The sequence below is a fragment of the Anthropogastromicrobium aceti genome, from assembly GCF_020687335.1.
In the GTDB taxonomy this organism is placed as follows: domain Bacteria; phylum Bacillota; class Clostridia; order Lachnospirales; family Lachnospiraceae; genus Anthropogastromicrobium; species Anthropogastromicrobium aceti.
Genome location: NZ_JAJEQN010000049.1, coordinates 1 through 25,548, shown reverse-complemented (window position 1 = coordinate 25,548; position 25,548 = coordinate 1). Strand labels below are relative to the sequence as shown.

20 protein-coding genes and 1 rRNA gene are annotated in these 25,548 nt (G+C 38.4%); 3 read left to right on the top strand and 18 right to left on the bottom strand.

Annotation, left to right across the window (positions count from 1 at the left end):
• Window positions 1-166 (bottom strand): 16S ribosomal RNA (locus tag LKD48_RS14325); the annotation flags it as partial.
• A 644-nt stretch (window positions 167-810) separates the two neighbouring features.
• On the opposite strand from LKD48_RS14325, the gene LKD48_RS14320 reads away from it, so the two are divergent.
• Window positions 811-1,194, top strand: coding sequence for a hypothetical protein (locus tag LKD48_RS14320; protein WP_308732385.1), 384 nt, complete (start codon window positions 811-813; stop codon window positions 1,192-1,194).
• Window positions 1,195-1,293: 99 nt separating this feature from the next.
• Here the strand turns inward: LKD48_RS14320 and LKD48_RS14315 are convergent, their stop codons facing one another.
• The 4 genes from LKD48_RS14315 to LKD48_RS14300 form a co-directional block, all read right to left on the bottom strand.
• On the bottom strand, window positions 1,294-1,707 hold the full coding sequence (locus LKD48_RS14315; protein WP_308732384.1) for a hypothetical protein: 414 nt from the start codon (window positions 1,705-1,707) through the stop codon (window positions 1,294-1,296).
• A gap of 199 nt (window positions 1,708-1,906) precedes the next feature.
• Window positions 1,907-3,676 carry an ABC transporter ATP-binding protein gene (locus tag LKD48_RS14310; protein WP_308732383.1) on the bottom strand — a complete coding sequence of 590 codons (1,770 nt, stop codon included), beginning with the start codon at window positions 3,674-3,676 and terminating at the stop codon, window positions 1,907-1,909.
• Complete coding sequence (locus LKD48_RS14305; protein WP_308732382.1) at window positions 3,673-4,965, bottom strand: PqqD family protein; 1,293 nt, start codon at window positions 4,963-4,965, stop codon at window positions 3,673-3,675. Before LKD48_RS14305 ends, LKD48_RS14310 begins: the two co-directional genes overlap by 4 nt.
• A gap of 37 nt (window positions 4,966-5,002) precedes the next feature.
• A complete protein-coding gene (locus tag LKD48_RS14300) occupies window positions 5,003-6,085 on the bottom strand; it encodes a glycosyltransferase family 2 protein (RefSeq protein ID WP_308732381.1) in 1,083 nt (360 codons plus the stop codon).
• A gap of 176 nt (window positions 6,086-6,261) precedes the next feature.
• Between LKD48_RS14300 and LKD48_RS14295 the strand changes: the two genes are divergently transcribed.
• Window positions 6,262-6,741, top strand: a complete 480-nt coding sequence (locus LKD48_RS14295) for a S24/S26 family peptidase (protein WP_308732380.1) — start codon at window positions 6,262-6,264, stop codon at window positions 6,739-6,741.
• Here the strand turns inward: LKD48_RS14295 and LKD48_RS14290 are convergent.
• The 12 genes from LKD48_RS14290 to LKD48_RS14235 all read right to left on the bottom strand — a co-directional run bounded on the left by LKD48_RS14290 (window position 6,673) and on the right by LKD48_RS14235 (window position 22,551).
• Window positions 6,673-8,094, bottom strand: coding sequence for a lipopolysaccharide biosynthesis protein (locus LKD48_RS14290; RefSeq protein WP_308732379.1), 1,422 nt, complete (start codon window positions 8,092-8,094; stop codon window positions 6,673-6,675). The genes LKD48_RS14295 and LKD48_RS14290 overlap by 69 nt on opposite strands.
• A gap of 120 nt (window positions 8,095-8,214) precedes the next feature.
• Complete coding sequence (locus LKD48_RS14285; RefSeq protein WP_308732378.1) at window positions 8,215-9,042, bottom strand: glycosyltransferase family 2 protein; 828 nt, start codon at window positions 9,040-9,042, stop codon at window positions 8,215-8,217.
• 4 nt (window positions 9,043-9,046) lie between these two features.
• Window positions 9,047-10,255: a glycosyltransferase gene (locus LKD48_RS14280; protein WP_308732377.1), complete on the bottom strand. Its 1,209-nt coding sequence runs from the start codon at window positions 10,253-10,255 to the stop codon at window positions 9,047-9,049.
• Window positions 10,256-10,269: 14 nt separating this feature from the next.
• Entirely contained in the window at window positions 10,270-10,653 is a 384-nt protein-coding gene (locus LKD48_RS14275; protein ID WP_308732376.1) for a DUF2304 family protein, read from the bottom strand.
• A gap of 62 nt (window positions 10,654-10,715) precedes the next feature.
• The gene (pelG, locus tag LKD48_RS14270; protein WP_308732375.1) at window positions 10,716-12,194 is read right to left on the bottom strand and encodes an exopolysaccharide Pel transporter PelG; all 1,479 of its coding nucleotides are present in this window, start codon (window positions 12,192-12,194) and stop codon (window positions 10,716-10,718) included.
• 19 nt (window positions 12,195-12,213) lie between these two features.
• Complete coding sequence (pelF, locus tag LKD48_RS14265) at window positions 12,214-13,674, bottom strand: GT4 family glycosyltransferase PelF (protein WP_308732374.1); 1,461 nt, start codon at window positions 13,672-13,674, stop codon at window positions 12,214-12,216.
• Window positions 13,675-13,755: 81 nt separating this feature from the next.
• A complete protein-coding gene (locus LKD48_RS14260) occupies window positions 13,756-15,627 on the bottom strand; it encodes a DUF2194 domain-containing protein (RefSeq protein WP_308732373.1) in 1,872 nt (623 codons plus the stop codon).
• Entirely contained in the window at window positions 15,627-18,014 is a 2,388-nt protein-coding gene (locus tag LKD48_RS14255) for a hypothetical protein (protein WP_308732372.1), read from the bottom strand. Before LKD48_RS14255 ends, LKD48_RS14260 begins: the two co-directional genes overlap by 1 nt.
• A 19-nt stretch (window positions 18,015-18,033) precedes the next feature.
• Window positions 18,034-18,987 carry a hypothetical protein gene (locus LKD48_RS14250; RefSeq protein WP_308732371.1) on the bottom strand — a complete coding sequence of 318 codons (954 nt, stop codon included), beginning with the start codon at window positions 18,985-18,987 and terminating at the stop codon, window positions 18,034-18,036.
• Window positions 18,984-21,167 carry an NAD-dependent epimerase/dehydratase family protein gene (locus LKD48_RS14245; RefSeq protein ID WP_308732370.1) on the bottom strand — a complete coding sequence of 728 codons (2,184 nt, stop codon included), beginning with the start codon at window positions 21,165-21,167 and terminating at the stop codon, window positions 18,984-18,986. The genes LKD48_RS14250 and LKD48_RS14245 overlap by 4 nt, the downstream gene beginning before the upstream one ends.
• A 15-nt stretch (window positions 21,168-21,182) precedes the next feature.
• The gene (locus LKD48_RS14240; RefSeq protein ID WP_308732369.1) at window positions 21,183-21,449 is read right to left on the bottom strand and encodes a PqqD family protein; all 267 of its coding nucleotides are present in this window, start codon (window positions 21,447-21,449) and stop codon (window positions 21,183-21,185) included.
• A 61-nt stretch (window positions 21,450-21,510) separates the two neighbouring features.
• Window positions 21,511-22,551, bottom strand: a complete 1,041-nt coding sequence (locus LKD48_RS14235; RefSeq protein ID WP_308732368.1) for a stealth family protein — start codon at window positions 22,549-22,551, stop codon at window positions 21,511-21,513.
• Window positions 22,552-22,759: 208 nt separating this feature from the next.
• Between LKD48_RS14235 and LKD48_RS14230 the strand changes: the two genes are divergently transcribed.
• Complete coding sequence (locus LKD48_RS14230) at window positions 22,760-23,956, top strand: nucleotidyltransferase domain-containing protein (RefSeq protein WP_308732367.1); 1,197 nt, start codon at window positions 22,760-22,762, stop codon at window positions 23,954-23,956.
• Window positions 23,957-24,001: 45 nt separating this feature from the next.
• On the opposite strand, the gene LKD48_RS14225 is transcribed toward LKD48_RS14230, so the two are convergent.
• Window positions 24,002-25,279 (bottom strand): sensor domain-containing diguanylate cyclase, encoded by a 1,278-nt coding sequence (locus LKD48_RS14225; protein ID WP_308732366.1) that lies wholly within the window; start codon window positions 25,277-25,279, stop codon window positions 24,002-24,004.
• Window positions 25,280-25,548 lie beyond the last annotated feature (269 nt).

Below are 25,548 nucleotides of genomic sequence, written 5' to 3'. Positions count from 1 at the left end.
ATTAGCAGCCGTTTCCAGCTGTTGTCCCCCTGTACAGGGCAGGTTACCCACGCGTTACTCACCCGTCCGCCACTAAGCTTTCCCCGAAAGAAAAGCTCCGTTCGACTTGCATGTGTTAAGCACGCCGCCAGCGTTTATCCTGAGCCAGGATCGAACTCTCATGTTCAAGTTGTCTCCCGGTCAGTCATGCGCTAACGCATTCCTGTCCGTTTGTGTGTCTTATCTCTAAGACTTTACTGTTTTTATAGGTTGTAGTTGATACTACGCTAAAAATTTCACTCGTCTGTTTCCAGACTTTTTTAAGAAATTTTCAGGGTTGGTTATACTGTTCAATTATCAAGGTTCTTGTGATCTCTTCACTGTCTCAGCGACAGCTCATCTAATATATCACAGTCGCTTGCGTTTGTCAAGCACTTTTTTCAACTTTTTAACTTTATTTTCGCTAAGTTTCAATTGTTTCAACTATCCTTTTAAAAGAATTAATTTTACTCAATTAACTTAACTGTTTCTAAGTTATTGCTGTTGTTTCAGTGTTGTCTCTCGCTGCAACGTTGACTATAATACCACCCTTCCAAGGGTTTGTCAACCACTTTTTTCAACTTTTTTCTATTTTTTTTAATAGAAATTGACATTTAAAATGGCTCATGCTAAAATGCAATTATCCGCTGGTTCTGGGAAGAGTATGGTTGTTTTGTTTTTCAAAATGCCGTATCGGAGGTGTCCGGTCTCACACTGAATATCCCGAGAACACACTCCGGCCAGTGGGGATTTCATCTTTTATTTTTCTTAATTCTTACTGGAGGTACTATTATGAGAACTTATAAAAAACCAATGATCACTGTTGATTCTGGTTTAGCTGAGGGTGTTTATGCAGCAAGCGGTGCAGCTAAGGGAACTTTAAATGTAACTTATTATGGTGTATGGGATCGCTGGGGCACAAACGGCGGTAAGGGACTGGCTATGGCTGACTGGTCTGATCTTAACGGTACTATCACATTAAATATTACCTTTAATGATACTGTTGATCAGGCTGAAACAGATGATGCTTCTGTTCAAACATCTTGGTCTGGAAAGACTGCTACATTTACATTTGCAAGCACAGCAAAAAATCCGCTTACAATTGGTATTCATCTGAACCACGGTACCAGCATTGACGATCTTAAGATGACTGGATTTACCTACTCTGTAAACTAATTTTTGATTCTTCATTACATGATACGTATGAAAAAAAGGTCGCTTTCCTAGCAAAAGGAAGCGACCTTTTTCATGTATTCACAACATCCTATATTAAAATCAACTGATATAACCACTATCTGTAACTGATACCAATGTAGCTTTCAAGCTAGAGGCCTCTCCAGTAACTGGCTGGACAACAACATTAAACATTCCCTGATCAGCACCACTAGCATTCATGCTGGAATTCCTAACAAAAGTTAATGTATCCGTACCGTTTCCACTCTGATAGAATCCTTGTGCATTTCCATCAACAACATTAACCGGAGCATTTAATTTTACAACTACTGTCTGAGCAGTATTACTGTGTTCTTTTGTTTCATGAGTATAATATACGGCAAAACGATACTTATTTCCCATTCCGCCTTCATAGCTTTCATCCGCAATTCTTCCTACCAGACATCCGCTTGCTGCATAAACACCTTCTGCCATTCCTGCATCTACAGTGATGACAGGCTTAGAATATTTTGTCATAAAATTCCCTCCTGAAAAATTTATAAATGACTAATCAGAAAACAGATTAGCAGTTTCTGTTAGTTTCTTTTCTTTCCTTACTCTAGCACCTTGCCAAAAATATGTCAATATTTTTCAACATAAAAGATACAGGTTTGTTTTACCCCGCAAAATCCAATCATAATACTTTATGCGCTATGAAATCTCATGCATAAATGCATTAAAATTCTCGTATCATCTGTTCTATCTCCTGCTCTTTTAATTCCCTGCAGCTCTTATCTTTTATTGCATACACTCTCGCACAGATATTTAATACAGTTGGACGATGTGTCGTTACAATACAAGTGCGCGGATAAGTATCTGTCATGATGTTTCGGATTACTCGACGCTCGGTTGCTACATCAAGAGCAGAAGTAGCCTCATCCAACAATAATATTGGAGATTTTCTAAGAAGCGCCCTGGCAATTGACAAACGCTGTGCCTGTCCTTCTGAAAATCCACCACCACGCTCTTTTACTGCACTGTTTATTCCATCAGGAAGCTTCTCTACAAAATCCCATGCGCAGGCAAGCTTTAATGCTTCAATCAATTCTTCATCTGATGCATCTGGCTTTACCGTTCTCAGATTTTCTGCTATTGTCCCTGAAAACATTGTATTTCCCTGCGGAACATAAGAAAACAGCTTTCTTGCCGATGCGCTAAGTAAAATCTTTTCTTCTCTGTTTTCCTCAGCGCATACCCACATACGGCCTTCTTTTGGACATAGAAGTGCTAGTATCAAACGAAGCATCGTTGTTTTTCCTTCACCTGAAGGACCTACAAGAGCAACAACTTCATGCGGAAATGCCTGCATCGAAGCATGCTTAAATACCTCTGTTCCAGTATGATAGGTATACCCCATATCCTCTACAACTAGTCCAATACCTCCCATTCGATATTTTTTTTCAAACACTTCCACTTCTTTATCATGACTATAATCTTCCTGCGGCATCTCTACAATATCCATTAGACGTCCTGCTGAAATCGTAAGTGATACTGCTGACGGGATTAAACCTGCAAGTGAATTTACTGAACTTGTCAATGTACCTGATAATGATAAAAACATTGTCATTGTACCATAACTGATTACCCCGCTCCATACACGGTAAATTCCCCATCCGTAGCAGCTGTATGACACAATAAAACCAATGATAGACATCAAAATAGAAGTAAGAATTGACATTCTCTGAAACTCAAGGCGCATTCCAATGTATTCTTTTTGAAGAGAACCCAATCTTTCAATATAAAATTTAATAAGATCAAAGGCTTTGATTGTCTGAATGTTTGAAAAAGTCTCTTGATTAAATCCATATAGCTTTGCATTCATCTGCGCACTGCGCTGATTATTTTTACTCATACGCTTTAAAAGCGGCTTTGACAGCAATGCACTAAATGGAATTCCAAGCAATGCAAATATTGCAAATGTCGGATCATAGTAAATTACAATTGCAAGCGCACTGATAAAACGAACTGTATAAATGATCAGGTTAGGAATCCAGTTTAAAATACCGTTTGCAATGTTTGATGCATCTGAACTCCACCTTGTCACAAGATCACCAGTATGATATGTAGTAAGTGATTCCCAATCAGTAACCATCATCTTCGCAAAAATATCATTTTTTATTTCGGTATCCACCTTCAGGTTAATGAGTGTAGATGCATAGCCTGATGCCTGTGCTACCAAAATATTTCCAATTGAAAATCCAATCATTGCCGCAAATGTACTGATTAATCGCCCCGTCTCATGACCTGTTATAATATCAACCAGATCTTTTGAGATTAAACTAGATACAAGTGAAACACCCGTACCCATAACACCAAGAAGCGTGTACAGCACCATTGCCTTCCAGTAACGTCTGGCATACTGGCCAATCCATAAGCCCTGACGAATCAGCTTGCGCAAGCTATCCTTTTGAAGATATTTTTTAATAAGCTTTAGTTTTTGCTTCACTGCTGCGCATCCTCCTTATCAATTCGCGCCTTCATCACATATGCAGCTGACGGCTCCTTCGTACAAAGCAGATAGTAAATCGGCACTTCTTTTGCCAGCTTAGCTGCGCATTTTAGATTTGTCTCAAGCATATCTTCTGTCCAAACTGGTGAAATCATACGCTGCATCACGCGCACAATTTTCTGATCATTCGTCAATGACTCAAAATGATCATTATCTGAACGCCCTAAAAGAACTATTCCTCCAAGCGGATACGATTTTGTCGATGCAATGCCAGATGTGCCACACCATGGCATTCCGTATACGATTGGATGTCCCTTTGAACCTGTTTTATCTACACTTTGTCCAATATTAGTCTGCTCACCATTACTCCATCCAATCAAATTTAAATCACCATTTATGATTTCAGTGCCAAATTGTTCTTTCCAAAGATTTGTATGTGTACTTTTACCCATTCCAGAATGACCCGAAAAAAGCCATACTTGATCTCGATAAAGAATGGATGCTGAATGAATCGCAAAAAAGCCCTGTCTCTGAGCAAAGAATAAAAAGAAATGGCGAATTGCATGAAACAGTTCTTCCTTTGCTTTCTCCTTATCCCAGCCTTTCACGTAAACCTGAACAAAACGCCCATCTGCTGTCATATGTGCTTCCCGAATCTGATTCATGGATGGAAATCGTACCAGATACCCCTCATTTGTTTTATTTACTTCTAGCTCTTCGTTTCGGAGTAGTGTCTGTCCATTTGGATGGACATGCGGTAGACTCTGAAGCAGCTCGATTTGCATGTCAAGTTGCTGCGCATTCTGCTTACTATTTTTATCTTTACAGGATTTATAAGAAATTGTATCGAAAAAAAATGGATCAAACTGAGACGAAATCAGTTCTCTATCACCATACAAATAAATTATCATTCCTGCGATCTTTAAATATCCTGCCAGCACCTGATTCGTCGGATAGCAACCATTTTCATCGCGCTCAAACTCAGGGCACTCCTGCAAAATTTCAAGCGCAATCAGTTCCTGTACAAATTGTTTTACGTCTTGTCGTATCTCATCTCGAATTTCATCATTTAATTTTTCTTCATTATCCTGTGCATATTGCTCCACAAGTCTTTCTGCAAGAACACTCTGTGTCATTGGCTCATCCAGTTCATTCCACAAAAATACACCTGTATCATTTAATACAATACCATTTTTTTGATCGGCTACCTTTTGTCCATACGGAAGCAGATACTGTACTCCTGCAATTTTCTTTAGACAATAGCCCTCCTGACGTTTAATCCACATCCGCCCTTCCTCCTTTTTTTCTCTAACTATGATTCGTTTATTCTCTTAACCCAGTATCTGACAATCTCTCATCGATACGAAGTAGCACAAGCACTTTAATTCCTACCGCAAGCACTCCATATAATTTCCAATTGATTGCCATTGAAAACAAGCGAAGCATTACCCTCCAATGAAGCTGCGATAATTCTTTTACCCTCGGATCTCTCACAAGCTTTTTAAATGCTTTTTTTACAAGCGGATCTGTATGATAATTTTTAACAAGCGCTCTTACTCTCTTTATTGATCCCGATCCATCGGTATATTCCATCTTTGCTGCAAAGAAAATTCCAAAGAATAAAATATATTCCATCAGCCCTGTTGCCGCATTTTTTATATTTTTATTCTCTGTATTTGTTTTATTCTTTTTTGCATAATCTCGAATCTGCTTTGCAATCGTTATCCAGCACTGACTTTGCTTGGGATTATATTGATAAGAAATTGACTGCTCATTTCTTCGGTAAATATATCCAATATCATCTAAAAAAGCATATCGTGCACCACTTAAACAACACTGCATATTAAAGAGCTTATCCTCTGCATATGAGAGATCTGTAAAAAGGATTTGATTTTCTTCAAGAAAATGCTTTCGGTATATATTTCCCCATACATATGACAGTGTTCCTACCGAAAAGAAGCCTTGGAAACGAAAATCTTCTTTGTCCTGATCGATACCAGAAAAGCTTGCATGTGATGCCGCCTTTAAGAGTTTCCCTTTCCATAATCGCATATAATTGGATACAACAATATCAGCTTTGCTCTCTATTGCCCGATGATAAAATCGCTCAAAAACTTCCCCATCCGGTAGCAAATCATCTGCATCGACAAACATAATATATTCTGCCATTGCTTCTTTTAAGCCTATATTTCTTGCCATTCCAGCAGATCCACTCGGCATTTCAATTACTCGAATTTTGGATGTCTTTTTTGCATAACTTTGACATATTGTAAGACTGTTATCTTCTGACTTACTAACAATCAATAGCAACTCCCATTCAGCAAATTTTTGTGAAAGAACACTATCTATCATGTCACTCAAATATGCCTGTGCATTGTATACGGGCACAATAACAGAAATCTTCATCACTTCTCTCCCACTATATTCCTACGTTTCTCATCATCGCTTTCTATCTTTATCTTAATACAAAATTTTTTCTTTGCAATCCTTTTATGGTTTTTTCTTAAAAAAATGGTATACTCATCATAAGAGCTATGCCTGATTTTCCTAATTTATTTTTATTTTTTAAGGAGGTTTTTCTTATGCAACAATCAAACGAGTCCTCTACCTTTCCTATTGATATTGAAAAGCTTTTGGCTGATGGCAATATCATTAAAATTAAGCCCCAAGGCTATAGCATGTATCCACTCTTTATCCCAGGACGAGACGAAGCGTGCATTGAGCACGTGGCTTTTTCCTCTCTAAAGCGTGGCGATGTCGTCCTTTATCGACGCGACGAAAGTATCTTAGTCCTTCATCGCATCTGGAAAATCACAAATGACTCTTTTTATATGGTCGGTGATAATCAAACACAAATTGAAGGACCTCTGCGAGCTGACCAAGTACGCGGAAAAATGATTGGATTTGTTCGAAACGGAAAATTTACCGACGTTCAAAATCCTCCATATCGCTTTTTCTCCTCTCTCTGGCTATTTTTACGCCCGATTCGGCCACTAGCTTGGAAGCTTATGAAACAACTTCGTAAAGCTTTTAAAGCGCTCACTCCTACAAAAAAGAAGTAAATTTAGACACATTGGAACGAGGACACAAATGATCATACCTATTAGGAAAGTCAAAAATGAGTGATTGTACACTAGCGCAACTGCTCTCTTTGACAGCCATACTTCACCAGAAAGTAAAACTGCATATTCGAAAAGATCCATTACATACCGTCTTGCATTCATCTTGATATATTCTCCAAAGAATATCACAATTCGGTATATGATCTGTATTAGATAGGCTAAACAGGTTCCAAGGAGTACTCCTGCTGTACCAAATGGAACCACCAATGCCAATGATACGACTAAATTGACGACTGCTGAAATGACAGAAAGTGTTTTCTCTCGATTAAACAATCCACTAACGCTCATCACAACCGAAATCGGCTGTCCAATTCCAATCAATACACACGCTGTAACTGACAAAAAAACAGAGATTGGATCCCACATAAAATCGGTTCCAAGCCAAATATCCTCAACAAATGGGTCAATTAACACATACAAACCACACGCAGCAACTGCTACAATCAGAAAAAATAAAAAAGTCATCTGCCTGAGAACCTGGTAATTTCGTTCTCGGCCAGACTCTACAAACATATTTCCAACACCCGGCTGAATGCTTGATGCCAGCGCACGAATAATATTGCTCACTGATCGCGTGATAAGCCCGTAGTTACTAAAAATTCCTACTGTGGCGACATTGATAAATCCAGAGATAATTAGATTATCGGTTCCACTCAAAAGATTCATTGACAGTTTTGAGACAAACACATTTTTTAAGTCATCAAAAATCTTTGAGACAAGCTCTTTTTTGGGCTTTTCTTTTTTTAATTGGACCAAAAATGGATATTCTTTATCTACATAGCGATTGATACAAACGTTTAATACGGTATCACCGATGATTCCAGTAATTAACGCTGGCAAATATTCTCCTGTAAAGGTTACAAATAAAATGATTGCCGAATATCCAATGATGTTGGTCAATATCGTTGCGACGCTGACGACGTATTCATTCTGATCAGCAATCAGTAGCGACTTTTTGTAGGAGAGCGGATACGAAATGACCGTTCGAAGCAACCACAAAAGGTAAAGTGTTCTCACATAGCCAAGAGAATAGCTCTCATTTTTCATAAACAGATGAACAAACGGTGTAATCAATAAGCCAATTCCACCCAGCACAAATGCAAATAAATAATAAGCCTTTCGGTACAGATTCATAAGTGCTGCTATTTCTTTCTCATCCTGATGCACAATCGCACTGTAGAGATGATAGACAATGGCAGTTGAAATTCCAAGCTCGGTCACGGAAAGCATTGCAATTACATTAGAAATTACACCATTCATGCCGACTAGCTCAGTTCCTATGTATAAGTTCATTGCCCTTTGGCTCAAAAAACCAAACAGCAAAAGCACCAACTGGGATAGGAGGCTAAAAAAACTATTTTTAAACAGACTTTTTATTTTCATAGCTTATTTTATCCTATTTTTAATTCTATTTTAATTTTGCTTTTTTAGCTCAGCAGTTTTTTGCTGTGTATAAGGAATTTCTACATCCTGTAATCCCGCATTCTCATCAACCTTTAAGACCTTGCAACGAAAGACAACTGCTAGCACAGAGAAAAACATTCGAAGCATATACCAAATTGGTTTTAAACCGGAATGCATACTGGCACCAACTGTTCTTGGATGCATGACTGCTGGAACCTCTACTACCTTAAATTTCAGAAGAATCATTTGCATAATCATATTGGTATCTGGGTACTTATCATCAAAATGGTTGTATTTTGAATAATATAGCACTGCCTTGCGGCTTAGTCCCTGAAGACCAGTCGTTGGATCTGCAATCTTTCTTCCTGCTGCTACCTCAATCATAAAGCGAAATAAATGAAAAGCTATTTTTTTTGCAATAGAAACTGAAAAATCAGCACTTCCATTCATAAATCGAGAGCCAAGCACAATATCTGGATAACGGCCATCCTCATCCTTTTGGCGAAGGCGATCATAGATAACTGGAATATTGCAGACATCATGTTGACCATCTGCATCCATTTGAATCACATATTTATAGTCTCTTCGCACTGCATACTTGTAGCCTAGCTGAATTCCGCTTCCATATCCAAGATTAAACACATGAGTAATGACAGCATGTCCTCTTGCCTTTACAAGCCAGTTCGTATTGTCTACTGACGCATCATTCATAACAAGAATATCTGCAATCTCGGATATTTCCGGTTTTTCCAGCTGATCTAATACTTTTCCAATATTAGCTGCCTCATTATAAGCAGGAATAATTACCAGCACTTCTTTTTCCCTCATGTTGTCCATCTCCTTATCTCATCATAGTCAGCAACTGATTGATTTCTTCCTTGTTTTCTTTATTTCGTTCTTGGGCGCATTTTTCATATATCTGACGCTTCTTCGGATCCGCAATAAGTTCTTCTATACTCTTTGCGATATCCTCTGGTGATAACTTACATAAAATGCCATCTACGCCACTTTCAATCTGTTCCTGGTTGCCATTGCAATCAGATGCAATCACTGGACATCCCAAAACCTGTGCCTCTTGAATTGCAATACTCTTTCCCTCAAAGCGAGTCGCATGCACATAAAGATCAGCCTGAGCATAGTACGGATATGGATTTTCGACTGCACCAAGCAATAAAAAGTCCTCTTCGAGTCCAAGCTCTTTGATCTTTTTCTCCAGTTTTTCGCGCTCGTTTCCTTCACCGAGTACATACCATCTCGCTTTGCAGCCCGACTGCTTGACTAGCTTCATTGCATCAATCGCAATGTCATATGCTTTCTGGTAGGTTAAACGTCCCACTGTAAGAATGCGAATTCCTTCGTATTGATCGGTAAATCCGCCTGCCTCATTTGCCATTTTTTTGATTTGGATATGGTCAATAATGTTATGAAATACCCCCACCTTATTTTGATACTGTGGATAGCATTTTAAAAAATGTGCCTTTACCTCATCAGATACAGCAAAGATGCGATCCATCTTCTCATAACAGTCTTTATCCATAAATGGCGTATAACCAGAACTTTCATAATCAATATGTACAAATGCAACCTTTTTCTTTGCCTTCACATGGTCTGCCACATAATAGGTAGACGCCCCCTCCAGATAGGCAACTGCCAGATCAAACTCTTTTTCAAAGCGCTCACTTCCATCGGACAGCACTCGCCACAAAATCTTATCTGGAAGCATAGTCCCCGTCTGCTTCATCTGTTTCCAAACCTGAAGCATATATGATACTTTCTGAAACCAGTGACCATTTTTTATCATTTTTCGCATCACCGTACGCACCAAATCTTTTCTACCATCTTCTGTCAAAACAGACTCGGTGCTAAAATAGGGATTTCTCAAATGTACATATGATGGAAGTTCATCTGCCATCTCGCCTTGAGCCATAATTACATATAAGGATATGTCATACTTGTTCGGATCAAGAGCAGAAAATAGCGATAGTAGAGCCACCTCTGCCCCAGCTCTTCCCAGTGTATTGATTACAAATAATACTTTTTTCTTTTTCATATGCATACCACCGTTTAGATATCTCGCACATCTTTTCCAGTAAGTTCGGAAAGTGCCTTTAACATTCGTTCATTCTCCTGATTTAATAGAGAAACCTGCATTGCAAGCTCCTGTGTCTTCAAAGACAGCGATGAAATTTGAACACTTAATTCATAACCACTCCACACGGCAACTGCTCCGACCAGAAACATCGCTACTACTGTACCTTCACCAATCAGATAACACCATGAAGACAAAACAGGTATGGCTCCGACTAGGACTAGTCCAATTCCGATTCCTTCCCATGCCACTGCCAAATTTACAGTAAGCTTTTTCACTGCATGTAAGTAGAATGTAAGTCCCATAATTAAAAAACCTGTTGCGCTTATTCCAATTCGTACGATTGCTGCTATGCTCATTGTAAGTCTCCTCTCCCTGCTTTTTCATTGATAAATTCTGTATTTCCAACTTATACTTTTCATCATAGGTTGTTGGCATTCGTTGTTGATTCCTGTATCATTTGCTTTCGGTCATACGCCTTTGCCGACGGCTTTAGTCCCTTCCCTCTCGGAATCAAGGAACCACTGCAAAAAATATGAGTATCCATATTTTTCTCAATCCATCGCAGTCTCGCATAGGCCATTGTCCAACCTGCAAATGAGCCTGCCACCACACCCATGCCATACCAGATGGGTGAGAGATGGGTTGAAATGATACTGCCTACAAACGTAATAGAGCAAAAGACAACTGCTGTCAAGACTGCCCCCTTTAAATCATTAAAATAATAAAGAAAAATAATTGCAGAATACATCAAAAACAAAATAAAATAGCCCACTGCAAGTGACGGATAAATCTTCATTGTCATTCCTGAAATTCCAATTGTCGGCAAAACAACAATGCAGATTAAATAAATCACTACAGATATAATAAATTGAATCCTTGCCAGTGTCATCAGCTCGCTTGCCAACTGACGAAACATTCTTTTTTTTGCATTCTGAATATCGGCTCCTCGTCCTCCAATGACTGCTTCCGAATACAGCTTATATTTCTCATGAAAATACATCTCAACTCTGGCAATAAAGATAATTGTTGCCGAGATATTCGTAAACATCGCAAGACAGGATGCCATATCATACGGCTGATTACAGACAAAGCTATCCACAACCACCATTCTCATATCTGTTGTCCAAAATACAAAGTTATGCACATATAAGCCCAAAATATAGAGGAAGTTGGTGACAACTAGCTGCCAATACTTTTTGAAATAGGAGAGCACTGGCTTATAACGATTGCTGTTTTTTCGAAAATACCGTTTTACAAGTGCATTTTCGAGAACTGCCGTTAAGAAAAATCCGGCATCCATCGCTGCAAGCATACTCTGAGTAATTCCCCAGTGGCAGATATACCGAAGAAACAAGGACAAAAAGAACGCAACCAGCATACCTACTATATAGTACTGGGCAATTCTTTGATAATCCTTACAGATCGACAGATAAATCATCGAATAAAAGACAAACACCAGACTGATATAGCACCAAAAACCAGCAAACACATAGGCGACACTCACGCCTCCAACAAAATGCTCCCACAGACAAAATGGAATGCCGACAAGACAGCTTAACACAATGTTTAGCATCATTCCGATATGGTAACACGGCAAAATATCCTGATAGCGTTCCTCGTAGATAACATCGGAAATATAGCGCGACAGCACTGCATTAAACGGCGATGCTGTCAACAACGAGAAAATAAAGGTATAGAGGATTGTACAGGAAAATAGCTCACGTTGGGCATAACCTAGTGTTGAAAATTTTAAGAAATATTCCATCAAAACTAAGTTAATGATGATTGCAAACATCGGCGCTACTGTAACCAATGTACTGTAAAAGAAACCGATCATATTTGTTGTCAGCGTATTTCTTCCAAAAATTTTATTGAGCCTTACTCCAATTCCAGCCATTATTTCACTCCTCCTCTCTTCATTCTTCTTTTGGAATCACCACAGGCGGCTCTGTCCATTCAAGCTTCATATTATTTGCAAAATCTCGATAGATTTCCCAATAGGTCTTTTGCATATATTCAACTCTATATTTTGCCATTACACGACGATAACCGTTCTCACCCATTGCAAGACGCATCTCCTTCTTCTGAGCCATCTCAACCATCGCCTTAGCAATCTCCTCGACATTCATGATATGGGTAATCATTCCTGCTGGTCCAAAATCATCGCTCTCACCATAGATTAAACCATGACAGTTTCCAACATCAGTTGCAATCACCGGCTTATGCGCTGCATAACTTTCAAGAATAGTAAGTGGCTGACCCTCACTGACACTTGTTAAAATTGTCATATCCATTCGTCCTAGATAATCCTTAATGTTGATTCGTCCAGTAAACTCAATATCCTCAGAAAGACCAAGTGTCTCGGAAAGTTCAAAGCATTCCTTCGCATACTCCTCATCCTCATCCCAGGGTCCCATGATCCATAGTTTCAAGCGTGGCTCTTTGGCTTTTGCAAAGGCAAATGCCTGAATCATTGTCTTAACATCCTTTATCGGTGTAACACGAAGAACAGCTCCGATATTGATTTTCACCTCATCCTCAGGCTGCTTTTTGGCAATATTTTGCAAGTTTTCCACGCGGATTCCATTAGGCGTAACTGCTGTTTTCTCTGGTGGACACCCCAGTTCAATCTGAAGCTGTCTTGCCTGCTCAAAGAGACTTGTGACTAAACTACTCTCCTGATAAGCAAGCTTTGACATCTTTCGAAACTGATCAATCCAGATATTTTTATAGATTCCATTTACCCACTTTGCCTTGATCAGTTCCTCTTCTCGTTCACGTGTATAGATTCCATGCTCCGATACAAGCAAACGGCTTCCATATATGTGCTTAGCCATACTGCCTAGCACACCAGCATAACCAGTTGCTACGCAGTGATACAGATCTGCCTTTGGAAGCTCCATCTGCAATGTAATAAACAATGGAAGATAGATGGATCTCATTGTCCACAAAAAATCCGAAAAAACGAGCTGACTATATTTTAAATTGTAGCAGTCTGTAACAGCAAGCAGAAAGTCCTCTCCCATCAAAAGATCATTGAGTGAGATATCATTTTTCTGAAAAAGATCAAACAATATATTCCACTGTACATCTTGATCCAATATCAAACTTCTAAGAGCCCTATACTGTTCTTTATTTAAACGATGTCTTCTTCTGTGTTTTTTACTCCAATCTACATCCTGCAAATATAATTCATATACCTCTGACACATTTTCTGGGAGTTCATACGCATACTTTCCACGAAGTGAGCGATTCGCTGCAATTGCCAAAATCACAAATTCAGTCTTCGGAAACAATCGAATCATACTGTGTATCCAGCTCGACACACCGCCAACCACAAATGGATAGCATCCCTCTGCCACAATACATACCCTCATGCGACAACTCCTTTCGTTATTTTTGTGTTTATTAGTATTAAACGATCAATTTATTTTTCGTTTGCACTTATTTTTGTCTTCTCAGTCATAATAAAACAGCTTGTGTGATGCTCCTAATGTCACCATTACAGTGGACTCTTCCACTCCAATCAACCAGACATTATCCTCTATCTTCTGATAGGTGCCACCTGTCACATCAGTTACAACTTCTCCACTTGTTCGAAGAAGAAACCATGCCGTTTCGCTTCCCTCTGATGCATGAATCAGAATTTTATCTTCACTTTCACTTTTGGCATCTTCATAATTAAGTGACAAAAAACGTCTGATACGACTATCACACTCAGAGACCGTGGTACCTGCAAAATTAGAAAATGGCTCCCAGTAGGTGATTGTATTAGCCATCAGCTTCTCGGATAGTTTTTCCCAACCATCCTCATCAGACTGCGGATAGGCAGCTCTACTCACATCGGCAAGAATGCATGTATAGCCAAGTGCTGTCTCCACACTTCTAATCCGCAAATCCTGGCGAAATGTATGCTCATACCCATCAATCAATGCATTCTGCCTTGTCACCTGATTATTTTCATAGCCGACAACATCACTCGTCTCTTTAATACCTTTGACAACTGTGCTAACCTGGTTCAAGAAATCGCTGTCTAATGCTGTTTGAAGTTCCTCGTCGGATCTGTCTGATGCATAGAGCGACGCAAATTGATAATCTGGAAGTATTTTATTCCAAAACGATTCATCCTCATCGACCTTTTCTACGATGGAGGTATCTGATACACTGTAGGCAGAGTAACCCATCTCGCCCTCTTCCTCATTTACGGCCTCCATATAGTATTGAACATCCTCCCCATTTGGCTTTGCCGTATCAGAATAATCAAATTGCATTGCCATCATACTGGAGAGTCGAAATGATGTTTTGATGTTTATTGATGAGAAGGTTGGCCAAATAACATCGCGAAACAGTCCTCTCATCGTCTGACTGTACATCTGGCGCAATGCCAACGTATTCTCATTCGCCGTTCCCGGATAGTTCACTGCGATAAAGTTCTGCGCATTAATCACCGGATAAACCGTGTACGACTGCATTTCAGACAGCATTGCAGCGACAAGACCTAACCCGGTCGCATCTGACATATAATCGCCTACCACCGCAAAAACCGATGCCGTGTCAAAATTTTTTCTCCAGATAAGAGGAGGATACTCTTGAATCTTCACATCTGGATTCTCAAGCATTCCCTTCATATAAATCTTTGTGCCACTTGTCAGATGGTACCAAGGGAATGTAAGCTCAAGGTCTTGATTTTTCTTCTCTTCCTCGGTTTCTGCTTTATAAATCGCTTCTCCACCCAACAAAAAACCACCATATAGATGGATTCCCTCTGCCGTCACATGCTCACTTGTAATCTCGTTAATGCCAAGCAAACGACGTAACAGCTTATGACTGCTAACAACAGAAACATCCGGAAGCTTTCCAAAAATCAGATTCACACCATTTTCCATGCTACTTTGTAAGCTGCGAATCTGCTTAGTATCATCCCAGTCAACATAGTCTGGATCAATTAAAATAAATTGTGGTGTTTTCTGTTTTTTACTTGAGATTGCCTCGTCATAATCAAAGATCGACTCATAATATTGAAGTTCTCTTTTCATATATAAGGCCCAATTTCCAAGCATCTCTCCCATTGTTCCTTCCTTGTCGGAACCAATACATACAATACACGGATTCTGTGACCACTTTATGAAATTATCGTCCTGTTGATCCAGATTATCGCTAGTCGAAGCAAGATATACACTGTCCGCCCCTGGAAGCTTCTCCACATTTTTGGCATACTGGTTCGTGCTATAGTTATTCCAGTGATCCTTTGCCATATTCAAAAACTGAAACAGGAAAAAGATAATTGCCATTACAATCGTAATCGCTGCATAATTTCTGCGTGATACCATTACTCTTCCTCCTGTTCCTTTGGATTGTTATAACCATAATCAATTGCCAGATTGTAAAGACACTCTACATTCTGATGAATATAATAGCAGACAAAATCATCTGTCTCATAATACACCTTCATCTCATTCGGATACAGCTTCATAAATGCCTGTGCCCAATAGTACATATGAGACATCGTACTCCAACGCGCATCAGCTGTATAAGGCGAAATACCTCCACCTGTATTGACTGATGTTTTTGCTCCCTCTTCTGATACTGGTTGGAGATCAATTCCATTGGCACTTCCAGCATAGTTGATTGGCTGTTTCTCGATAAAGAAATACACATATTCTGTTGGAAGCGTAATCTCGGGATTCTTTTCTAAATTCATCAATTGTTTTAAAAAAGTGATCATCTCATAGTGACGGCCATCGTCCACCAACATTTGATGCTCATCGTCCGCCGATACAATCGTCCAATTAAATTTTTTATTTTCATGCATGATATTGGTAAGACAAATGATTGCCTCATTCGTCTCCAAACCATTTGCTGTAACAGGTGTTCTCACTAATCCTAATAACAATGCTGCCACAGAAACGATTGCAAGCATTGCTCCTGAAAAGATATGCGAGATTTCCTGCCTTTTTATCCAGCCGAATACTAGATAAAGAAATGCATCTGCATTCAATGCCCACACCAACCCCAGCGAATAGCAAAAGAAAATACAAACTCGAGACGGCTGCATCAATTCTGGAAGACCAAGTGCTGGTAATGACTGCATTAGACACATGAAAAGCATATAGAATCCAATCGACCAAATCATTCCGCCATAATCATTTTTCTTAAGCACTAACGCAATTGCACCTAACAGAATCAAATTCACAATTGCAAGAACCATTATTATCATAACCTTGTGATTGGGAACCGTACAATACACCTGAATTTCAATTAAGATAATATCGAACTTATTTTTTATAGATGCCAACAACTGTTTTACTTTTGACTCTTTCTTTTTTGGCTCCTGTGACATCTGGGAGGGATCAGTCTGTGACTCATAAGAAGATTCTTCTCCATCTGTCATTTGCTCTCCATTTATGATATTTCCAAGCACCTCCTCATCTACATCACCGACAACTCGAATTTCATTTCCATTTTTATCAATAATAACTGTTTCCTTAAAATCTCCCTCTTCTGTTTTGTTTGCTGTTCCATTTATTACATTCAGTCCCCAATACAATGATCCCTGCAATGGATGTCCCATAACCACACCAATTGCCATTGGCAAAACTGCAAGCATCACACTTAAAATGCCCGTCAGAATAATACGCCAAAAGTATCTCCATTTACAAAAACGGAAACAAAAGCCCACCGCAATTCCCAAACATAAAATACCAGTTGGCATTGTATTGTAAAAATGGACGGTAAGAGTTAGAGAAAAGCTGGCTGCAAATGCAACCAGATAGTCTTTTATTCTTTTTTTCATCCAACTTTTTTTATTTTCATCTGTCTCAACTTGAAATGCTGCATATTCTTGGAAGAAGCGAATGGCAAGTACACCAGCAGGAAAAATAAACAACATTCCATATTCTTGAGGAAGTGTACTTGAATAACGCTCAAATGAATTGCTATTATAGATGTTTAACATTAAATATGCTGCTGTTCCTATATATGGTGTAAATCGAACCTTACAAATTACCTTTAATGATACCAGCAGTGCCAAATGCACAAATAGCGTCTGCACAAGTGAAAATACTCTTAATAAGATATAGGTTTTAATTCCAAATGTCGCATGCAGATAATAAATGACGCAGTGAAATCCATGTGGATATACACCATTTGCAAAAATATTATTGTTGTCCATTTCATTAATCCAAAGATTATGAACCGGAACATCTGAAGCCTTATATCCAAATACAGTAACTGTATTTACTCCATAAACATAAAACACACCTACTATGATTGCTATCGTAAGGATCAAATCTGGCAAATAACAAACCAGCCATTTTTTTATTTTATCTGAATGTTGATTATTAAAATTTTTCCATCCCTTTACAATCAATGTCTTAACGCCCACTTCTCTGCGAAGAACATGAATTGCAAGCTGAGAGGCAGAACTGACTCTTGAGACAATATGGAAATTTTTTCTTTTCTTCCAAATAATTGGAAAAAACGGAGCAATCGTACCAATCTGCAATGTGATAGGATGTGATATATGAAGAAACTGGAGCAAAAATACCAGATAAATAATATAAAAATTACCGGCAAGGAAATATCCAATCAACCTTTCTGACATTTTATATGCTGCCAGCCGTTTATGCAATAAGATCGCTGGAAAAATACATGTCACCAACGTATATGCACTGAGCGCCTGCGCAATCTGCAGGATTGTAAGTATTGTCATAGACATCGCCTTCACCTTCTTTCTTTTAGCTAAATACGCGAATCAGCTCCAACGTCTCATTATCAATAATCGTATCGGACTTCTTTAGCTGATCCATCACGGCAAAGAAATGTTCTTTGTCGCCTTTTATAAAATATAATTTCAATCTACATGTGTATGCTGATAATTCCTCTGGATACTGTTTTGCAAGGCGCTCACACCAAACATCAGCTTGGTCAAACTGTTTTTGTTCAATCAATCGCAAACAAACAGCCTCATATCTCGCTGGCGTTACCAACTGCGCATTCTTCTGATAAAGAGATTCTGCTGCATCTACCATCATTTGAACAAACTTTGCTTGCTCTATCTCTGTAAAAACCTTTTGACACAAAATTCGCTTCATATAATCAATCAGCATCGTCTCTGCATCAGTCTGTTCTTCCTTCTCCTCTTTCATATCGGTATAGATTTTCTGCACATTTACACGAAAGTCATTCAACTCATCTCGAAGCACTGACGCGGCATAATGAGAGGTCTCGGAATCAGAACTATTTAATGCAAGCGCAATAGATTCAAGTGAATCTTGAAGATCCCCTCGAATTACATTCAACATCAGCATTCGAAGATTTTTCTTATCACTTACCGCAAGTGCCTCCTCAAGAGGAACCAGATTTCGCTCTCGTTCCTCATCTGCCTTTGCATGTGTCTTGACTCGTTCCTTACTAAAAATTACATCCTCAAGATCCACTTCCTGTCTAAATATTGTCATATAAATCAGATGACTGACTAGAAAGAAAAGAGGTCCTACGATTGGACACAGCACCATAACGATCACTCGAATCAAGTAGGTTCGTCTGTTATCATGAAGATATTCTGCCTCATCCTTATCTTGCTGTTGTCTCGCTGGAACATAGAACAAAGCTCCCCACAAATAATAAAGAACAGATACAATCAAATTGATGATCCATACAATCACAAACATCCATTCTGCTCTTGTCATGCTACTACATCCTCCGTATGAACAATTGTACTCTCAAAACCTTCCTTTTTAAAACGTGCTATTACGCCCTCTGCATCTTCGTCATCTGTATTCGGAAGAAGCACATAGAGATCATCTGAAAGCACACCAAAATAATCTGTCTGGCGCAACTTCTTTTCCAATCTTTGAGCTGTCTCCTTAAAATTTTCAGCTGTATGCTGAATTTTTAATAGGCAACACTCAGTAAGACCATTGCGCTTTGCATCAAAAAATGCATTTACCAATTGCTTGAATGCCTCATTTCCTAATATATCGCTATCTTCTACATAACGTCTTTCGCGGAGTGCATCCAGATAGCGACTTGCTCTTACAACTGCATTTTGAATCAGATATCCAACCACTGTCAAACGATTGGTCTCTGCTAAATTCATACGCTCCCAAGGAAGACCCCAGAGCATCAAAATGGTCTGCATCTGATCTTCTGAATAGACTGCGCAGGCCATTAACGGATAATTACTATCCATTGTTTTGTTAATATAAACTCTGTGTGCAAGCAGCTCATCGTACATGTCCTTCATATCTGAATAGCGAATTGATTTTCCAAGCTTTTTTGCCGTCTGAGATGTGAAGGAAAACAGACGAGCATAATCTTTGTTGGCCACTGTATAAATTGCTGCATCATCGGTCTCCATCAGCTTCGAAAGCACTTGAGCCGCATAGAAAAGCACCTCCTCTGGTCCTCTTTGATCCAGCTGAGAGGTAATCTCATAAATCTTTCCAAGACTATCCTTCTGATTAACGATCTGGCGCTCAAACGTATGCTTCATTCGAACGTTGCTATCGTTGATATCTGACATATCGCCGAGCTGTCCATTCAAGTATTGGATCTGATCCTCATCCTGATTTCGGATATTTTTGATCTGATCCTTCATATATCCAACTACCATACCGACAATAAATAGCTGAGCCATCCAAACATACGTATTATAATCAAGCAATACCTCAAATCCAGTCTTATCATACATCTGTCTAAAGCAATAACCGGCTGTTGCTAAAAGTGCCGAAAAAATCGCCTGCTGTTGTCCATATACAATTGCAAATAATAACACATAAAGCAAATAAAAATCCAGTTTACTAAAATACTGGCTGGAAACTGCTCTATTATTCAACATAAAGAATGGAATAAAACAGACCAAATTCTCCAGATACGGCACAAGCAACCAGAAAATTTGACAGATACTTCTCCACAGATGATTTCCCAAACCTGCCCCGCTATCCTGCGGATTTAGAAATGAGCTACTGTGCTTTTTCATATATTGCACAGTCTTTTTTACACCTTCTTCATAGGAGACAAATATCTTACGGCCAAACTCCTTTTCAAACCGCTCACCACTTAGCACCATACGATATCCGCTTCCTACCGTATCGTCAACCACTTCTATGCCTCTGCCGGCTGCGTTACTGACCATATGTGCCAATTGCATCTGGCTGATCACACTGCCCGATGAAATATGGTAGATTGAATGCTCCAGTTTTTCTGCTGTTGCAAGCTGATACAAAAACTGAACTGCATCATTTTGGTGAATCATCGAAAACAAATTTCTGCTATTGGCCGACACTTTATTGTCTCTTAGCATCTCTAATGTCATCTGAAAGCACGGATTATTCTCCATTTTTCCTCTCTTTGGTGTCCCATACAGATGATCCATTCGAACAACAATTGACTGCATTCCTCGTGTATTGTAATAGCTTTTACAAATTTCCTCACCTTGAGCCAAAGCAAGCGCCCGAAAGCTCGTCGCAGAAACTGGCTCATCCTCTTTGATATCCTTGACATAAGATCTACCAAAGACCTCCTGTGAAGAAAGATAAAGGAAACGCCCCTTTTTTACTGATGAATATGCAGAAATTACATTTGTCAGATCAGCTGTGAACTGCACTGAAGTTTTTCTTGCATTCTCCCAGTCATACCGCGAATCATAAGCCCCCATAAAAATAACAACATCCGGGTTTGCACTTACTAGAATCTCCCGGATACTATCGCTATCGTATTCAAAATTGTATTTTTCAAATACCTTTTGATAGGATGTCTGACTATTCTTGCTTCCAGTCAACAGATAAACCCTATGTCCGTCTTTATTTAGCTTATTAATCATGGCATCCATAAAGCGGCCCTCACCGCCTATTAAAAAAGCGATCATAGATCTCTCCTTCCATTATTTTTCCAATAGCCCCATCTGCTCAAATTTTTCTATTACCATATTTACATCCTCTACTACATTCTCCTTTGGCTCATTGTACTCCCTGCTGACCAAATCTGCTAGCTGATCTGCTGTATCTACATCTGGAATATGCTTATAAATATAAGCAGCAATCTCACTTAATGTAATCACCTGATTCATTTGCTCGGCAGTCTCCTTGCAAGGAACCAGTACATATTCATCCAATAATTTTCGAAGAACAAAGTTTCCTTTTTGTTTCATTTGCTTTCCTCATCTATTCCTATTTATCATTTATTCCTATTTATCATTTTTTGAAGTTGCATTATATCTCAAATGAAGACTTTTCTGGAAGGATTTGGTCAAATGATTTCCTTATTTCCCCCTCAATTTTTTCAAAATCAACGTTGCAATTTGCATCATTCAAACACAAAATTTTCTTTTTCTGACCTTTGATTGCCTGTAGCAGTGTTTCATTTTCATTTGAAATTTCATAATAACCATTTAGCTTCTGTATATTTCTAGGAATAAAATCTCCACTTAACTTTTGATATTCCCTAAGAACATACTGACTGATATCACTTTTCTCACGAAATTTATGGCTGCACACTTCATTTAAAAGCTCTGGCTCCATCTTCCAAAGTGTTTCATATGTTTTCTTTTTTAGCGGTGATGGACCATGCACAGTATAAAAACCTGTAAATCTTGGAAATGCAGTCTCCAAAATATTATAGATAAAATACTGTAATGGATATCCAATATGAAAATATGCCTCTGGCTGTTTTTTCATATTTTCTCTCTTGTCAAAATATTTTGCAAGCACCATTGCATTATTTAAATAAATATAAGGCATAACCTGATCATCTGCATTTGCAACGTCTGGCTGGAGCGCTAACATATCCACTGGTTTTCCACCTTTAAAGAACTCCCCTGGTTCTACCTTTTGTAATAAAAATATATCATCATTAAAATATACAAAATGCTCTGAAAGACCAGAAATACGATGGAAATTCAATTCTATCGTATGAGAATTAAATGTTGGAAGAAATGTTTTTGGAATATAATCCTTATGATTCACTATGTGAAGCTTTGGGTTATCCAAATTTAACCACTTCGGCAGATGCCCCCAAGTAACAAAATGAATTTTTCGTACCCATGGTGCAAATTTTTCTACCCCACGAAACCAATATTGCAAATTATCCCAGTCTCTATAGCGCTCTTCTCTAATATCCAATTCAAAAGAATTAGATATCGCATCTCCACTATATAGGCTTTTTTCTTTTCTCCACTCAGGGTCATTTCCATTTACCCATGTTATAACAAAATCTATTGCATTGTTGGTCAAATTTCGCTTTCTTTCAAGCATCCTTTAACTCCTCTCCTGTCGTACCTTCAAGCTTTTATGCCTTCGTCTAGTATATTACCTTTTCTTTCTTAACGCAATTATTCTTTTATGATTTTTTTGTTACCTGTTGCAATTTTCTCAATTTCCCTATTCACGCTTTTTTTGTTTTATGTTATACTAATAGCATTGTTTTACCATTGAAATTTTAATTTTAAATTAGGAGTTTGCTATGAACCATATTGATCAGCTCTACCTTCAAATTATTTATAATACCTGTGTTCAAAATCCTACCGATTTTATAACAATTCAACCAGAGAATGAACAACCACTTACAGAGCTTACAAAGGTGCAATCCACACTCCCGTTTCTTCTTTCCTATATAAAGAATCCCACTATTCTTAATAGCCTAAAACATCAAACAAAACTAATGATGCTAAACTATTACCAGATCGAACAGTTCACACGGCGAATTGCTGATCTCTTTGACGCAAATAATATATCTTATATTCTCCTAAAGGGAATTAGTCTTGCTGCCTTTTATCCAGTTCCTGAATATAGAAAACTAGGAGATGTTGATATTTATATCAATGACAAAGAAATGTTTAATCGTGCTAGTGCTCTTTTGCTTGCAAATGGCTACACAAAGGATGATGAAATAAGTGACCATCATCAAGGCTATCTCTATAAAGTTCCCCAAACAGGGCGCACTATGATCTTAGAACTTCACTACCGAATTGTTGGACTATATCAATATGCCCCTGCCAACAAAATTGTTGATGCTGTTTTTGCGTTCGGCGCTTTTACTCCCATTATACAAAAAGTGAATGATCGAAGCTATCCGGTTCTTCCTCCTACTGAATACACCTTTTATATGATCCACCATATGCTCAAACATTATTTATACAGTGGTTTCGGCATTCGACTACTGTGTGATTTCTCATTTTATTTAGAGCACAATTACACAGATGTTGACTTTGTAAAAATCCATACATGGTGCGAAGAATCAAAAATCTTACACCTATATGAAATCATTTTGGAAACATGCCGCATCTATCTCGGCCTGCCAGAAACGATTGATTCAAAAATTCATTATAACAAAAATGACTGTGAGGCTTTTATCACACAACTGCTAGAGGATGGAGATGTAACCCACAACAATGGTTCAACACTTGTTGGCAGTGGTTCCTATGAAAAAATAAATTTTCTTACATATTTCAAGGAGGGTCATCTTCAGATGCATGTGCGCTTTCCGAAACTTGGTAAATGCCCGCTGCTATGGCCTGCTCTTTGGATGATTACATTGGTCTGTTTCTTGCATAATACATACACCCTTCGCAACACAACATTAAAAGAAACGCTTCGTTCCTTTAAACAGGACAACCAGCGTTCCAAGCTTCTTCGTATTTTTGACAATACCGATCACTAATAAACAGTCTACCCGCTGTGCTCTTATGCACAACGGGTATAAAATTCAATCTTGCATTACCTTTTTCTCTGCTGTAAAAAGTGGCGAATTTCTTTCAATCTGCCCTCTACGGTTATGCTTTGTATTCGAATAATAAAGTTTCTTATCTTCGTACATTTTCTTATCTGCTTCTGTAAGCAGATCTTCTAGGTTCTCGCAAATTTCTTTCCATACTACACCATAAGAAATATTAACATGATGTTCCTTTGCATTTTTCTGCAACTGCGAAACAAAATATTCAAATTCTGCCTGTTTTATTTCCGGATAAAGAACTACAAACTCATCTCCGCCAATGCGATATGTATGCTCTGGAAAGACTGCAACAATTTGCTGCGCAGCTCTTCGAATATAAGAGTCTCCAGCTTCATGTCCCTGCTCATCATTGACTTTTTTCAATTCATTGAGATCCATATATATAACCCCAACATTCCTAATTAACTGTCCCTTATTCTGGCTATAGTTCTCCAGCACATTCATATAGCGGTTGCGATTATACAGATTTGTAAGTGCATCTCTATAGGATAGGTACTGCAGCTTCTCCTGCTGCGCCTTTGTGTCCAAGCGGTTCATAATGAAAAACTGAATTGAGGAAAGAAACGGAAAATCCCGATAATTTTTTCTTGGGTTATCAACACCAATAAATCCGATAATTTCTCGATTTCTTATAAGCGGTACAGCAAGTAGGCTATTTACATTCTGTGCCTTTAAGCACTCATATGCCCGTTCATCCTCTCTATCTTTCTCTAAATCTAAGTTCGAAATATAAAAGCTTCCCTCTCTTTCAAATTTTTTTATCCATGATGCAATAATTTGGATAGGAACTTGATTAAGATTTTCAATCTCCTTTGAAACACCTTTTGCTGCATATTCGTAACTATTATGTACAATCTGCCGTTCTTCATCAATTTCAAAAATGTACGTACGATCACTTTTAAAATATTGATTAATTATTTCTAGCAGATGATTAATTGCTTCATCAACATCTTGATTAGCCGACAATTCTGTAACACAATGTATCAATGTTGAACTGCGCTCTAGCTCATTTTCCACCTTCGTTTTGTTTTCAAAAAGTTCCCATAATGTATGTAAATTCCATATAAAATATGTTATAAGCAAAATAAGAGCCATGCCTCCCAATGCCCACACATGGCTCCTATGCACCTGCACAATTCCCTCATAAATAATGCAGACCATCATTGCAATAATACATAAAATCCAAATAAATTGAATAGTTATCTTCCACACTAGCTTCTTATGCATCTGATCAAGCATCTCATTTTCCATATTGTGTTCTCCTTTTGCTTTTACTGTTGTATCTAGCAATTTTGTTCTGACTTCCACTAGGGCTACCCGCTAGGTTTTGCCAAAAAACTCTATATTCTTAATAACTACTATCATTTTACTCTTTTTATTGTAAATTTAAATCATACCAAAGTATGATTCTAGTGCATTTTATTTTCTGCATAAAAAAAGAATCCGATCACTCGGATTCCTTCTCTCATACTTTCTATTTCACTGTACCTTCAAAACTGCACACAAACTTTTCATCTCAA

Coding starts and splice junctions, on each gene's coding strand:
- LKD48_RS14255 (WP_308732372.1), bottom strand. CDS start 18,014: ATGTCTATGACAATACTTACAATCCTGCAGATTGCGCAGGCGCTCAGT.
- LKD48_RS14280 (WP_308732377.1), bottom strand. CDS start 10,255: ATGAAAAAGAAAAAAGTATTATTTGTAATCAATACACTGGGAAGAGCT.
- LKD48_RS14300 (WP_308732381.1), bottom strand. CDS start 6,085: ATGAAGATTTCTGTTATTGTGCCCGTATACAATGCACAGGCATATTTG.
- LKD48_RS14315 (WP_308732384.1), bottom strand. CDS start 1,707: ATGACAAAATATTCTAAGCCTGTCATCACTGTAGATGCAGGAATGGCA.
- LKD48_RS14320 (WP_308732385.1), top strand. CDS start 811: ATGAGAACTTATAAAAAACCAATGATCACTGTTGATTCTGGTTTAGCT.
- LKD48_RS14305 (WP_308732382.1), bottom strand. CDS start 4,965: ATGTGGATTAAACGTCAGGAGGGCTATTGTCTAAAGAAAATTGCAGGA.
- LKD48_RS14240 (WP_308732369.1), bottom strand. CDS start 21,449: ATGAAACAAAAAGGAAACTTTGTTCTTCGAAAATTATTGGATGAATAT.
- LKD48_RS14260 (WP_308732373.1), bottom strand. CDS start 15,627: ATGGTATCACGCAGAAATTATGCAGCGATTACGATTGTAATGGCAATT.
- LKD48_RS14245 (WP_308732370.1), bottom strand. CDS start 21,167: ATGATCGCTTTTTTAATAGGCGGTGAGGGCCGCTTTATGGATGCCATG.
- LKD48_RS14250 (WP_308732371.1), bottom strand. CDS start 18,987: ATGACAAGAGCAGAATGGATGTTTGTGATTGTATGGATCATCAATTTG.
- LKD48_RS14275 (WP_308732376.1), bottom strand. CDS start 10,653: ATGAGCATAGCAGCAATCGTACGAATTGGAATAAGCGCAACAGGTTTT.
- LKD48_RS14230 (WP_308732367.1), top strand. CDS start 22,760: ATGAACCATATTGATCAGCTCTACCTTCAAATTATTTATAATACCTGT.
- LKD48_RS14285 (WP_308732378.1), bottom strand. CDS start 9,042: ATGGACAACATGAGGGAAAAAGAAGTGCTGGTAATTATTCCTGCTTAT.
- LKD48_RS14295 (WP_308732380.1), top strand. CDS start 6,262: ATGCAACAATCAAACGAGTCCTCTACCTTTCCTATTGATATTGAAAAG.
- LKD48_RS14290 (WP_308732379.1), bottom strand. CDS start 8,094: ATGAACTTATACATAGGAACTGAGCTAGTCGGCATGAATGGTGTAATT.
- LKD48_RS14235 (WP_308732368.1), bottom strand. CDS start 22,551: ATGCTTGAAAGAAAGCGAAATTTGACCAACAATGCAATAGATTTTGTT.
- pelF (WP_308732374.1), bottom strand. CDS start 13,674: ATGAGGGTATGTATTGTGGCAGAGGGATGCTATCCATTTGTGGTTGGC.
- pelG (WP_308732375.1), bottom strand. CDS start 12,194: ATGGCTGGAATTGGAGTAAGGCTCAATAAAATTTTTGGAAGAAATACG.
- LKD48_RS14225 (WP_308732366.1), bottom strand. CDS start 25,279: ATGGAAAATGAGATGCTTGATCAGATGCATAAGAAGCTAGTGTGGAAG.